Below are 12,400 nucleotides of genomic sequence, written 5' to 3' on the forward strand. Positions count from 1 at the left end.
TGGCGTATGGTAAATAGTAAACGATAATTATCAATGCCCAATGCCCAATGCCCAATGCCCAATGCCCAATCCTAATCAGATTTTTTTGTATCTGCTGATTTAACTGCCTTCGGTACGACTAGCACCTTATCAACGCGATTACCATCCATATCCATTACTTCAATTCGCATACTTTGCCATTCAAAATGATCTGCTGCGGCAGGAATACGACCTAAATGAGTAATCACAAAACCGCCTAATGTTTGATAACTGCCGCGTTCCTCAGATTCCCACTCTTCCATCCCAAAAAGTTCCAAAAACTCCTCTACAGGCAACATCCCATCCAAAAGCCAGGAACCATCTTCGCGTTGTACAGCTTGTGGTTGATCCTGTCCATCCGTTGAAGGAACATCACCTACGATTTCACTCATGATGTCGTTGAGAGTGACTAATCCTTGAATTACGCCGTATTCATCCACTACCAGCGCCATGTGAGTGATAGTTTGCTTGAACAATTCCAAAACTTTCAAGCCACGGGTGCTTTCTGGCACAAACACAGGCTGTCGCAATCCGATAGTTAAGTCTAGTGGTTCCCCTCGGAAACTCCTGGCTAATAAGTCGGTGACAGGGATAACACCCAGCACATTGTCAAGTCCTCCCTGACAAACTGGATACCGAGAATAAGCACTATCAACCATTTTTAGGCGATTTTCTTCGGCAGAGTCGTCTAAGTCTAGCCAAACAATATCAGGACGGGGTGTCATTAAGTAACTGACAGGGCGATCGCCTAAACGAAAGACTCGCTCTACCATATCCTGTTCAGCTTCCTCAAAGGTTCCCGCCTCTGTGCCTTGCTCGATTAAGATTTTAATTTCTTCTTCGGTGACTTGCGGCTCAGTAGAAGCTGTGATTCCTAGCACTCGCAGGATCAAATCTGTAGAAGCACTTAATAGATATACCATTGGCGAAGCGATCGCCGATAAGGCACGCATTGGAATAGCCACAGTCGATGCAATTCTTTCTGGGTTGTTTAATGCCAGACGCTTTGGTACTAATTCACCAACAATCAGTGACAAATAGGTAATGATTAAAACCACTATTCCAAAAGATATCGGTTCGCTATAAGGTGCTAACAAAGGTACAAGTCGCACATAGACTGCCAGCCGATTGGCAATTGTTGCTCCTCCAAAAGCACCAGTTAGGATACCGATCAGGGAAATACCCACTTGAACAGTTGACAGGAAATGATTTGGAGACTCCGCTAATTTCAATGCTGCCATTGCCTTGACATCTCCTTGATTGGCAAGCTGTTGTAACCTTACTTTCCGTGCCGAGACAATCGCCATCTCAGACATAGAAAACACGCCATTGGCAATAATTAGCACCAAAATGATTAAAATTTCAAAAGTGATGGAGGACATGTTTAAAATTGCCGCTTATCAGAGCAAACGTAGCTCAATCCTTAGTATCTAGTATTAAAGGTGCTTCGATAAATACTTTGACTATACACAAAGTAGTAGTTATAGTTCTTAAATTTATTAGTCACTGTGCATTATTCTTCCACCTAAAGAATAAGAAAGCTGTTAACACTTTTAAAATAGTTGACATAAACTGCCTCAAGATTTGCTGACCCACAAAGACTCCCATCGCTAGTAGTACTTATGTCATTTTCTTCTATTGTGCGTGCCTTAGGCCGATCGCCGCTCACCACCGAATTTATTTCTAAGCTGAATCGACAACAAGAATTGCGGTTAAATGGCATTCCCAGGCTACCCAAGACTCTAGTGGCTTCGGCATTAGCGCAGTCTCAGGGTAAAGATTTGTTTGTGGTTTGCGCCACCCTAGAAGAAGCTGGACGCGTTTACGCACAACTGGAGGCAATGGGATGGCAAACAGTACATTTTTACCCCACCTCCGAGGCTTCTCCCTACGAACCTTTTGACCCGGAAACTGAAATGAGTTGGGGGCAAATGCAGGTTTTAGCAGATTTACTCAAAAATCAAGAGTCATTAGTCATTAGTCAGTTGTCATTAGAAACAAACCAAGAACAAATGACAAGGGACATAGACGCGCCAGCGGCTTCCCGCAGGATAGGACAAAGGACAAATTTAGCGATTGTGGCTACTCAAGGGGCGTTGCAACCTCATTTACCACCACCAGAAGCTTTTGGGCAATTCTGTCTTACCCTAAAAAAAGGGATGGAATTAGACCTGAATAGCTTCAGTGAAAAAATAACTATTTTGGGGTATGAAAGAGTTCCTTTGGTGGAAATGGAGGGGCAATGGAGTCGGCGGGGCGATATTGTTGATGTGTTCCCGGTTTCCTCGGAATTTCCAGTTAGGTTGGAATGGTTTGGTGATGAAATCGAGCAAATGCGGGAATTTGACCCAGCAACCCAACGTTCCGCCCTCGACAAAGTTGGCCAGTTAATTCTTACACCCACTAGCTTTACTCCCATCGTGATGGCTGCACTGAAAAATAGTGCTGAGTTCCGAGTGCTGAGTGCTGAGTTAAATTCTGACTCAGAACTTAGCACTGCGAACTCATCAATGTTGGAGGGTAGTCGTCGCTTTTTGGGGTTAGCGTTTGAGCAACCAGCATCTCTGCTAAACTACTTAGCAGAAAATACCCTGATTGCCATTGATGAGCCAGAACAGTGTCATGCTCATAGCGATCGCTGGGTAGAAAATGCCCAGGAACAATGGGGAATGGCGTATGGGGAAGAATCTACTCCTCTAACATTGCCGAAAATTCACCGTTCGTTTGATGAGTGTCTGGTTGATGTTGCCAGATTTAAAACATTATATTTATCGGAATTGTCAGAGGAAAATGATGGGATCAATCTTGCCAGCCGTCCTGTTCCAGTCACGCCACACCAGTTTGCTAAACTAGCTGAAACCATCCGCCAAGAACGCGATCGCAATTTCTCGATCTGGCTGCTTTCTGCTCAACCTTCGCGTTCTGTCTCGCTATTGCAAGAACATGATTGTCCGGCTCAGTTTATCCCCAATCCCCGCGACTACCAAGCGATTGATAAGCTGCAAATTAACCATACTCCCATAGCTTTAAAATATTCTGGGCTTGCGGAACTAGAAGGTTTTATTCTGCCTACGTACCGATTAGTAATTGTCACAGATCGGGAATTTTTTGGACAGCATTCTTTGGCGACTCCCGGCTATATCCGCAAGCGCCACAAAGCTACTTCTAAGCAAGTCGATCCCAATAAGCTGCGTCCAGGCGATTATGTCGTTCACAGAAATCATGGTGTTGGTAAATTTGTCAAGCTGGAAAGTTTGACGATTAATAATGAAACCCGTGATTATTTGGTAGTGCAGTATGCTGATGGGTTACTCAGAGTCGCAGCCGATCAAGTAGGTGCTTTATCGCGGTTCCGCGCCGGAGGTGATAAAGCACCGGAACTCAACCGGATGACTGGTAAAGCTTGGGAAAATACCAAGAATAAAGTCCGCAAAGCGATCAAAAAATTGGCGGTGGACTTGTTGAAACTGTATGCAGCGCGATCGCAACAACAAGGTTTTAGCTTTCCAAGTGATATGCCTTGGCAAGAGGAATTAGAAGATTCTTTCCCCTACCAACCCACAACGGATCAACTCAAAGCTGTACAAGATGTAAAACGCGACATGGAAAGCGATCGCCCAATGGATCGCTTAGTTTGTGGCGATGTCGGTTTCGGAAAGACGGAAGTGGCGATTCGTGCTATTTTCAAAGCAGTCACCGCCGGTAAACAAGTGGCACTCCTTGCGCCAACGACTATTTTAACACAGCAGCATTACCATACACTCAAAGAACGTTTTGCACCCTACCCTGTGAATGTCGGTTTGCTCAATCGTTTCCGTTCCGCCGAAGAACGCCGTGATATTCAAAAGCGATTGGCAACAGGTGAATTAGATGTAGTAGTTGGTACACACCAACTTTTAGGTAAAGGCGTGACATTCCGGGATTTAGGACTGTTGGTAGTAGATGAAGAACAGCGGTTTGGGGTAAATCAGAAAGAGAAAATTAAAAGCTTGAAGACTCAAGTTGATGTGCTTACCCTCTCTGCTACTCCCATTCCCCGGACTTTGTATATGTCCTTGTCAGGAATTCGGGAAATGAGTTTGATTACCACACCACCCCCAACCAGACGACCGATTAAAACTCATCTATCACCGATTAATTCTGAAAGTATCCGTACTGCTATTCGTCAAGAATTAGACAGAGGGGGACAAGTATTTTATGTAGTTCCACGAGTAGATGGGATTGAAGAGACAACAGCCAATTTACGAGAAGTAATACCGGGGGCTAGGTTTGCGATCGCTCACGGTCAAATGGATGAAAGCGAGTTAGAATCAACCATGCTCACTTTCAGTAATGGCGATGCAGACATCCTTGTTTGTACGACAATTATTGAATCTGGCTTAGATATTCCGCGAGTCAACACGATTTTGATTGAAGATGCTCACCGCTTTGGATTGGCACAACTGTATCAATTACGCGGTCGTGTGGGACGTGCAGGGATACAAGCTCATGCTTGGTTATTTTATCCGAAGCAACGGGCATTATCTGATGCGGCACGGCAACGATTACGAGCGATTCAAGAATTTACTCAGCTAGGTTCTGGATATCAACTAGCGATGCGCGATATGGAAATTAGAGGCGTGGGTAACTTGCTAGGTGCAGAACAATCCGGTCAAATGGATGCCATCGGTTTTGATTTATACATGGAAATGCTAGAAGAAGCAATTCGGGAAATCCGCGGACAAGAAATTCCGAAAGTGGAGGATACCCAGATTGACCTCAACTTGACAGCATTTATTCCGGCAGATTATATCACCGATTTGGATCAAAAGATGAGTGCATATCGGGCGGTAGCGACAGCTAAATCTAAATCAGAATTAAAGCAGATTGCAGCCGAGTGGAGCGATCGCTATGGTACTTTACCAGTCTCTGCAAATCAACTTTTGCGAGTCATGGAACTCAAACAGCTAGCGAAAAAACTTGGATTTAGCCGGATTAAACCAGAACAAAAGCAGCACGTCGTTTTAGAAACACCAATGGAGGAACCCGCTTGGAATTTGTTGGCGGCGAATTTACCAGACAATCTCAAGACGCGCTTTGTGTATTCTCCAGGTAAAGTGACAGTACGCGGGTTAGGAGTTTTTAAAGCCGATCAACAATTGCAAAATTTGATTGATGCTTTTGGAAGAATGCAAGGGGCGATTCTAGAGGCGGCTATTGTTTGATAAGTAGAAAAAGATTATTCATCAAATGAAAACCTATGTCAGACTTACTTAGAAGAATCACAGTTAATCCCAAACAATGTGGTGGTCGTCCATGTATTCGGGGCATGAGAATTCGGGTGTCAGACGTACTGGACTTGTTTGCATCTGGACTTAGTGCCGAACAAATCTTGGAAGAAATGCCCGATCTTGAGGCTGATGATCTCAAAGCAGCACTTCTATACGCTTCACGTAAGCTTAATCATCCAGTGTTAGTAGCATGACCATCTGGGTAGACACACACCTGTCACCTGCGATCGCAAGTTGGATCGCTAGCACTTTTGGGATAACAGCCTTCTCTTTACGTGATGTTGGTCTGAGAAATGCTGAAGACCTTGAAATTTTTGAAGTAGCCAAAGCTAGAGGAGTTATTTTTATAACTAAGGATAGTGACTTTGTTGACTTGGTTGAGCGTCTTGGATCGCCACCACAAATTATCTGGTTAACTTGTGGAAACACATCAAATGCTCGGTTGCAAGAGATTTTGAGTGCTACTTTGCCAGAAGCACTAAAGTTTTTGCGAACAGGTGAAGCGTTGGTCGAAATCAGAGGAGACTAGCAATTTTACTACTACACACGTTAACAGCTAAAAGATATCTGGTTCTAGATGTCTCTTAAGTAGCTCAATTACATCAGTACTCCATTTCAATTGAAAGCCAGAATGGTTGTTTTTGCCTGTGTAGGGCAGAATTACGCTTAATCTTTGGCCTAATATGGTGGGTTCCCATACATTAGCAACTTTACATTGTAATTGTATTGCTTGCAGTAGTCTGTTGACCTGCATCCCACTTATTTTATTACCTGTAATTTTTTCTAATTCTCTTCCTATCTCTGTGGGATTCAAGAATTGAGCTTCTAGTGTCATTCATTTCACCTCAGTATCAATAGTATGAGGTTAGAGTTTGGGAACTTCCCAATGGAACAAGATGCTAGCTAAAGGATTAAAGTCTTTTAGAATATAGACATAGAGCATTTAGGAACGTATTTTCATTTGGGACATTCCCAAACTTTTTTGGAAAGTTATTATAGTTGACCTATGCCAAAAGTTAGCTGGAGTTCTGATGTTCAACAGCGCGTAAGAGGCTTGTTAAAAGAATTGCTAGGTTACGTCTTTGATTACCGCAATGACCTCCATCTGTTATATAGGTGGGAGCATGAGGATACTGATAGACCTAAGTTAATTGTTGAAACTCAGAGAAGATTTCTTGTAGAACTAGCTCACTTTAATCAACAAGGTCACTTTTACGAAGCTATCAAGCGTCTTAAAGACTTGAATATTTTTGAAGACAAACGCTTCCATAAAAGAGGAAAAGATTACTGGCACTTTGCTTTAAGACTTTGAAATAAAGATCCGCAAATAAACATGAAGGAGTTTGATAGGGAATGGGAATACAGAAAAAACGATAAATCGAAAAACTCGGAGTATAAAAATAAGCTTAAATTTAAACAAGTTAATGATAGCTATTATGATTCTCAGCCTGTTTTTAGCAAAGCAGACAATATTGATCGGCGTAGCTTTGCAATAGGAACGCACATTGGTACAAATAGTATTATCTATTTAGATTTTGATCGCCTTTTACAAACAAATGTTGGGGTATTTGGAAACTCAGGAACAGGTAAAACCTTCCTGACTAAATTAATGCTATCGGATCTTATTCATCAACAAGCAGCTGTGAATTTAATTTTCGATCTCCACTCAGAGTACGGAAGGGAAGCTGCACTGCAGGATCAACAATTTAGTACAGTTAAAGGTTTGAGTCAGATGTTTCCTAGTGCAGTGGAAATTTACGTTACTGATCCTGACTCTATATTTCGCTCAGGCGTGCGTGAAGTACAAGAACTCTATCTTAGTTATGACCAAATTGAAGTTGAAGATATAAAGTTAGTCAGTCGAGAGTTAGGAATATCTGAAGATAGCCTGGATAACGCCAACATATTGTATACGGAATTTGGCAAGAAGTGGATTACTCAGTTATTCAATATGACTAATGATGAAATCCAGATTTTTTGTGATAAAAAGCGGGGAGACAGAAATTCGATTATGGCATTGCAGCGCAAATTGCTGCGACTGGATAATCTGAAAAATATGAGAGATGTTCTACCGCATAATTACATCCATCAACTTTTACGTTCATTGGAAGCAGGTAAGAATGTTGTGGTGGAGTTTAGTCCCCAGTTGGATATGCTCTGTTATATGTTGATGGCAAATATGATTTGTAGGCGCATTCACATTCACTATATCAAGAAAACTAAAAAGTTTTTGCAGACAAAAGCTCAGAGCGATACACCTCGTCGGCTAGTGATAACCGTTGAAGATGCCCATCATTTGCTAAACTCCAACACAGTTCACCACAATATCTTTAGCACTCTTCTTCGACAATCGTGGAAGTTCTACATCACTTTATTTGTAGTAGAGCGATATCCCTCAAGGATTGATAAAGAAATTATGTCTGAGCTTGGTACTCGTATTACTGGTTTTCTTAATGCTGAAGAGATTGATGCTATGTTTACCGATGTTGCTAGCAATCAAAGCCTACGTTATATGATGTCCAAGGTAGATTCTAGCCAACAAGCTCTAATCTTTGGTTACGGAGTTACTGCACCAGTAGTGGTACAAACACGAGTTTACGATGCAAAATTTTATCGTGAATAGCGATCGCCCTCGCCATAGCTTAGGAAATCCAATACTTGCTACTAAAACTCTACGATATTGAGAGCGAGCGCGCTTTGCTCCCACCCCAAGCGATCGCACTTTAACAAACCCAACATGCAAGCAGGGATAATTTATAGTATGACTGAGGTGGGGATTTAAACCCCGCCTTAAAAAAACGACTGATATTCGTCGGGGCTTCTTACTCCCTTGCGGGAATAGGGAACAAGGAACTGTTTCCCGCTAAAAGTTCCCTATTCCCTTCTTTGGTAAATTTCCAGATGATTTATAAATATTCAAAAAATACTTCAGGCACTAATCTGAATTCTCCAGATTTCAAGCGAGAGATATCTATCCATAATGCTCTATGTTTATGATGTGGCGATTCTGAAAAAATTAAACTTTCCAGTTGATAAAATTTGGAATCAACAAAGTCACATTGATAAAGCTGAATAATTTCATGACCTTGCCTACCATTAAATGTAAACAGGTTCTCTATACAACCTAAATATTTAATATTCGTTAATTCTGCCTGAATTTCCTCTTGAAATTCCCGTTTTAAGGCGGCGTGGCTGGTTTCACCAAAATCCACACCACCGCCTAAAGCACGATAAAATGTTTCTTGTTTTACGGGATCGTAGCCTTCAGAAACAAAAATGCGTTCGCCCTTGGCGTTGGCGGAGCCATCGCCATTCCGAATTAACCCCAAGGCTATTACCCGAATTTCACCTGCTTTATTCATTTTTGTAACTAATTATCATAAATAGACTGAGGACGACTTTCGCTATCCTCAATAGGCCAATCTGGATTTTCACCACCGATGTACAATTCTTCAATGGTGACATATTCCTGACTTAGCTGGGTGAGAGCGTTGATTAAAATATCCAATGCGATCGCATCACTGGTTCCTAAGTCAAACCAACAACGCCCCCACTGACCCTCATATTCAAACTCACCGATGTTGTGCATCAGTGCTAGTAGGCTTTTATCATACCCTTGTTCATCATAATTCATGTAGCTGATATCGAGTCCAGTGTCCTGCACCTGAAGATTCTCTGCATTAAATGCACCCAATTTACCCAGATAAAACCAGGAATTGAAAACTTCTTCTACATACTGCTTTTCACGCGCAGAAGGATTTGTGCTGAATTTTAGCCAAATCCACACATCAAAAGGATTAATTTCGCGGAACTGAATCTCCATTTTGGTTTAATATCTCAATTACTTGTCTGCAAATAAGCATATCAAAGTAGGGAATGGGGCATGGGACATAGGGAATAGAGAATAAAACTTAATCGCCAATGCCCAATGCCCAATTATCCAGGATTCTTAAGGCTAACAGCACTATTGCGTTCGCGCTCAATTTGTTTGACTAAATCGCCTGGGAGTTGGGATTTTTTAGTCAATGCTTTGTCAAAATTAGCGATCGCTTCCTGGATCATCTGCTGACTTTTTTCTCTTTGCCCCAGTCGCTTCAGTATTTGGGCTTTAAGATAATAAATTTCTGGATTATCAGATGTCGTTTTGATCGCCCGGTTGACATACTCTAGCGCCTGTGGATACCGTTTTAAATCCCGGTAAGCAAGAGCAATACCCCGATCCACTAAATACTCAGGAGCAGCATTTTTTTCTAAGCGTCCAATTGCCTGATCTGGGCTAGCAAAAGGCAAATTAACCGCCAATAATAAATCCATATAACCCTTGATTAAATTCAGTTCTGGATCGTTGGCAGAAATTGCTTCGGCTTTGTCTAAATATTCATAAACTTGCCGCAGCCGACTAAAAGCTTGGGGTACACCATTGACAGTACCTTCACGGGTGATAACTACTGCACCTTCTAAAAAATGACCAACAGCAGTGTATAAATTACCACGCAATGGATCGCTAGCAATCAGTTTTTGTCCAGTTTCTAGAGTTTTTTGGCTGTAAGTATCTAGTTTAGTCCAATCCTTATTTCCGTATGCTAAAGATGCGCTCATGGCATAAGCTAGAGGTTCATTTGGTTCTTTGGATAGTGCTTGTTCTAGATAACGCTGTGCTGCTGGATAGTTGCCCTGTTGGAAAATTGCTTTAAAAGCTGCTTCTGTTTGGTCGCCAATTTGATGAGGTTCGCGATCGCGAAACGGATCGCCAGCAAGTGAAGGATTTACCCAGATATTAAGTGCGATCGCACCTACAAAAGCAGTCTGAGCAAGGGTAATGAGTTGAGCAGACACTACTAATTGAGGCAAAGAAAACCTTTTAGTCATTTTAACCCTCAGAATAATTGCGGTTGAAATAGTTGTATGTGTTACTTAGAATGCAAAAATGGTTAATTTCAACTTGCCTTTGCTTCAACCAAAATTTTCTTATATATTGGTAATCTTTCCATGTTTGCAGGCTTGCTCTAGCCATTATTTCAGGCTTAGTCTGCCACAATGGAGAAAAAGTGGATAATTCTTGCTGCTAAATTAAGGTGTTAATCCAGGTAATGCGCTGTAAATTTTTTTCTAGAATTTTCCAGACACTCTCAGTGTAGCTAATTAGTAATTTGCTGACTTTTTGGTAATCTTAACAAATGCTTTATCTCCGAAATGTAAATTATCATCCCACAGCGTGCCCAACAGCGATTCTCAAATCGATCAATTTAGAATTAGCACCCCAGCAGCTAGGTTTGATTATTGGCCCGAGTGGTTCCGGTAAAAGTACCTTACTAGAAATTTTGTCTGGACTAGCCGAACCCACTACTGGCGCTCTCTTCTGGCGGGAACAAGAACTTATAGCCGAACAGTTACAACAATTAGCCGGGTTAGTATTTCAGTTTCCAGAGCGGCACTTTTGCGGTGGTTCGATTTTAGAAGAATTGCGTTTAGGACATCCTGAGTTAGGGTCAGAAAGAGTCAGACAGGCGCTGAGTGAAGTGGGATTAGAGCATTTATCGCTTTCTGCTGCCCCTTATGCTTTGAGTGGTGGTCAGCAACGACGTTTAGCTTTGGCAGTCCAATTAATTCGCCAGCCAAATTTACTGTTATTGGATGAACCCACAGCTGGTTTAGATTGGTCAATGCGTCGGCAATTGATAAATTTATTAGCGAAACTGAAACAAGATTGGACATTGTTAATTGTGACACACGATGCAGGGGATCTGTTAGCGATCGCAGACCGTTGCTGGACACTCAATCACGGCGAACTAGAATCAGTAGACCCAAAGTCACTAGAATCCAAAGTTAAAGAACCTCTACCAACAGTGTGAGAAAAAAGCAGGGGGACAAGGGGACAAGGGGACAAGGAGAAAAACTATGTCCCATGTCTCATACCAAATGACAAATGACAAATGACAAACCTATTGCCTGAGATGGCAGAAATCTGGCAGAAAACTCTCAATTGGCAACCAACTCTTCAACAACAAGCGCAATTTCAAAAGCTTTATGAGTTAATCCTAGAAGGTAATCGCCAACAAAATTTAACTCGGATCGTTGAACCTCAAGAGTTTTGGGAAAAACATCTCTGGGATTCTCTGCGAGGAATTGCACCTCTTTTATCAGCAAATTTCTCTCCTGCTTCCCCTACGATCGTCGATATTGGTACAGGTGCAGGTTTTCCAGGTGTTCCCGTAGCAATTACTGTACCTAATTGCCCAATTACTCTTCTCGATTCCACTCGGAAAAAAATTACTTTTCTCGACAATATATTAACTGAACTTGCCCTTACCAATGCCAAAACTCTTGTTGGTAGGGCTGAAGAAATCGGTCAGCACCGCCAACATCGACTAGCTTATGATATTGCATTGATCCGTGCTGTAGGGGCTGCATCTGTCTGTGCAGAATATACCTTACCACTACTCAAACAGGGAGGTTTAGCTATAATTTATCGCGGTAATTGGACAGAGGATGAAACAGCTGCTTTAAAGAATGCTGTGAAGCAGTTGGGTGGTGTAATTGAATCAATCGAACAATTTACAACACCGTTAAGCCACAGCATCCGCCACTGTGTGTATTTGCGTAAGGTAGCTACCACTCCAGCTAATTTTCCTCGTGCTGTAGGTGTACCTACTCAAAAACCTCTTTGAGTAAGAGTGCGAGAAAAAGAGCCTAATTCCCAAAAATATACCAAGTGCCATTACTCGGTCGCCAAACTGCGAAGTCATTCCTAATAGAGAAATCATAATTGCCAGGGGCAGGAATATCACCACCAACGCCCCATTGTCTAGTAACTGCTACACCTGTAGAACTGTTAATCACATACCAAGTTCCATTACTCGGTCGCCAGACTGCAAAATCAGTTTTACCATCATTATCGTATTTGCCAGGGGCGGGAACATCACCACCAACGCCCCATTGTCTAGTAACTGCTACACCTGTAGAACTGTTAATCACATACCAAGTGCCATTACTCGGTCGCCAGACTGCAAAATCAGTTTTACTATCGCTGTCATAATCGCCGGGAACAGGAATATCGCCACCAACGCCCCATTGTCTAGTAACTGCTACACCTGTAGAACTGTTAATCACAT

Annotated in this window: 13 protein-coding genes; 7 read left to right on the forward strand and 6 right to left on the reverse strand. The window is 42.2% G+C overall.

Annotation, left to right across the window (positions count from 1 at the left end; genetic code table 11):
• Window positions 1-71: 71 nt before the first annotated feature.
• Window positions 72-1,400: a hemolysin family protein gene (locus RMX89_RS12900; RefSeq protein WP_322671717.1), complete on the reverse strand. Its 1,329-nt coding sequence runs from the start codon at window positions 1,398-1,400 to the stop codon at window positions 72-74.
• Window positions 1,401-1,640: 240 nt separating this feature from the next.
• Between RMX89_RS12900 and mfd the strand changes: the two genes are divergently transcribed.
• From mfd to RMX89_RS12915, 3 genes are read left to right on the forward strand one after another with little or no spacing between them, the layout of a single operon-like run.
• Complete coding sequence (mfd, locus tag RMX89_RS12905; RefSeq protein WP_322689208.1) at window positions 1,641-5,222, forward strand: transcription-repair coupling factor; 3,582 nt, start codon at window positions 1,641-1,643, stop codon at window positions 5,220-5,222.
• Between the two features lie 35 nt (window positions 5,223-5,257).
• Complete coding sequence (locus tag RMX89_RS12910; RefSeq protein ID WP_292805920.1) at window positions 5,258-5,482, forward strand: DUF433 domain-containing protein; 225 nt, start codon at window positions 5,258-5,260, stop codon at window positions 5,480-5,482.
• Window positions 5,479-5,817, forward strand: coding sequence for a DUF5615 family PIN-like protein (locus tag RMX89_RS12915; RefSeq protein WP_322689209.1), 339 nt, complete (start codon window positions 5,479-5,481; stop codon window positions 5,815-5,817). The genes RMX89_RS12910 and RMX89_RS12915 overlap by 4 nt, the downstream gene beginning before the upstream one ends.
• A gap of 27 nt (window positions 5,818-5,844) precedes the next feature.
• Here RMX89_RS12915 and RMX89_RS12920 read toward each other — a convergent pair whose 3' ends face one another.
• Window positions 5,845-6,123: a hypothetical protein gene (locus RMX89_RS12920; protein ID WP_322685405.1), complete on the reverse strand. Its 279-nt coding sequence runs from the start codon at window positions 6,121-6,123 to the stop codon at window positions 5,845-5,847.
• Between the two features lie 171 nt (window positions 6,124-6,294).
• Here RMX89_RS12920 and RMX89_RS12925 point away from each other — a divergent pair, with 171 nt between their 5' ends.
• Both RMX89_RS12925 and RMX89_RS12930 read left to right on the forward strand, forming a co-directional pair.
• A complete protein-coding gene (locus tag RMX89_RS12925; protein WP_322689210.1) occupies window positions 6,295-6,600 on the forward strand; it encodes a hypothetical protein in 306 nt (101 codons plus the stop codon).
• Between the two features lie 21 nt (window positions 6,601-6,621).
• A complete protein-coding gene (locus RMX89_RS12930) occupies window positions 6,622-7,911 on the forward strand; it encodes an ATP-binding protein (RefSeq protein ID WP_322689211.1) in 1,290 nt (429 codons plus the stop codon).
• A gap of 283 nt (window positions 7,912-8,194) precedes the next feature.
• Here the strand turns inward: RMX89_RS12930 and RMX89_RS12935 are convergent, their stop codons facing one another.
• The 3 genes from RMX89_RS12935 to RMX89_RS12945 form a co-directional block, all read right to left on the reverse strand.
• Window positions 8,195-8,650 carry an NUDIX hydrolase gene (locus RMX89_RS12935; RefSeq protein WP_322685403.1) on the reverse strand — a complete coding sequence of 152 codons (456 nt, stop codon included), beginning with the start codon at window positions 8,648-8,650 and terminating at the stop codon, window positions 8,195-8,197.
• 8 nt (window positions 8,651-8,658) lie between these two features.
• On the reverse strand, window positions 8,659-9,111 hold the full coding sequence (locus RMX89_RS12940) for a DUF3531 family protein (protein ID WP_322673316.1): 453 nt from the start codon (window positions 9,109-9,111) through the stop codon (window positions 8,659-8,661).
• A 113-nt stretch (window positions 9,112-9,224) separates the two neighbouring features.
• Entirely contained in the window at window positions 9,225-10,157 is a 933-nt protein-coding gene (locus tag RMX89_RS12945) for a Sll0314/Alr1548 family TPR repeat-containing protein (RefSeq protein WP_322689212.1), read from the reverse strand.
• Between the two features lie 308 nt (window positions 10,158-10,465).
• On the opposite strand from RMX89_RS12945, the gene RMX89_RS12950 reads away from it, so the two are divergent.
• Together RMX89_RS12950 and rsmG are read left to right on the forward strand one after the other, a co-directional pair.
• A complete protein-coding gene (locus RMX89_RS12950; RefSeq protein WP_322673314.1) occupies window positions 10,466-11,140 on the forward strand; it encodes an energy-coupling factor ABC transporter ATP-binding protein in 675 nt (224 codons plus the stop codon).
• Window positions 11,141-11,221: 81 nt separating this feature from the next.
• On the forward strand, window positions 11,222-11,956 hold the full coding sequence (gene rsmG / locus RMX89_RS12955; protein ID WP_322689213.1) for a 16S rRNA (guanine(527)-N(7))-methyltransferase RsmG: 735 nt from the start codon (window positions 11,222-11,224) through the stop codon (window positions 11,954-11,956).
• A 22-nt stretch (window positions 11,957-11,978) separates the two neighbouring features.
• On the opposite strand, the gene RMX89_RS12960 is transcribed toward rsmG, so the two are convergent.
• On the reverse strand, window positions 11,979-12,400 hold a 422-nt coding region (locus RMX89_RS12960; protein WP_322689214.1), incomplete at its 5' end, for a hypothetical protein.

The sequence above is a fragment of the Nostoc sp. DedSLP04 genome (assembly GCF_034530775.1).
Taxonomy (GTDB): Bacteria; Cyanobacteriota; Cyanobacteriia; order Cyanobacteriales; family Nostocaceae; genus Nostoc.

What these genes read in the sequence shown, in the direction of transcription:
- RMX89_RS12910 (WP_292805920.1), top strand. Translation starts at nt 5,258, where the DNA reads ATGTCAGACTTACTTAGAAGAATCACAGTTAATCCCAAACAATGTGGT.
- RMX89_RS12925 (WP_322689210.1), top strand. Translation starts at nt 6,295, where the DNA reads ATGCCAAAAGTTAGCTGGAGTTCTGATGTTCAACAGCGCGTAAGAGGC.
- RMX89_RS12915 (WP_322689209.1), top strand. Translation starts at nt 5,479, where the DNA reads ATGACCATCTGGGTAGACACACACCTGTCACCTGCGATCGCAAGTTGG.
- RMX89_RS12930 (WP_322689211.1), top strand. Translation starts at nt 6,622, where the DNA reads ATGAAGGAGTTTGATAGGGAATGGGAATACAGAAAAAACGATAAATCG.
- RMX89_RS12900 (WP_322671717.1), bottom strand. Translation starts at nt 1,400, where the DNA reads ATGTCCTCCATCACTTTTGAAATTTTAATCATTTTGGTGCTAATTATT.
- rsmG (WP_322689213.1), top strand. Translation starts at nt 11,222, where the DNA reads ATGACAAACCTATTGCCTGAGATGGCAGAAATCTGGCAGAAAACTCTC.
- mfd (WP_322689208.1), top strand. Translation starts at nt 1,641, where the DNA reads ATGTCATTTTCTTCTATTGTGCGTGCCTTAGGCCGATCGCCGCTCACC.
- RMX89_RS12920 (WP_322685405.1), bottom strand. Translation starts at nt 6,123, where the DNA reads ATGACACTAGAAGCTCAATTCTTGAATCCCACAGAGATAGGAAGAGAA.
- RMX89_RS12935 (WP_322685403.1), bottom strand. Translation starts at nt 8,650, where the DNA reads ATGAATAAAGCAGGTGAAATTCGGGTAATAGCCTTGGGGTTAATTCGG.
- RMX89_RS12945 (WP_322689212.1), bottom strand. Translation starts at nt 10,157, where the DNA reads ATGACTAAAAGGTTTTCTTTGCCTCAATTAGTAGTGTCTGCTCAACTC.
- RMX89_RS12940 (WP_322673316.1), bottom strand. Translation starts at nt 9,111, where the DNA reads ATGGAGATTCAGTTCCGCGAAATTAATCCTTTTGATGTGTGGATTTGG.
- RMX89_RS12950 (WP_322673314.1), top strand. Translation starts at nt 10,466, where the DNA reads ATGCTTTATCTCCGAAATGTAAATTATCATCCCACAGCGTGCCCAACA.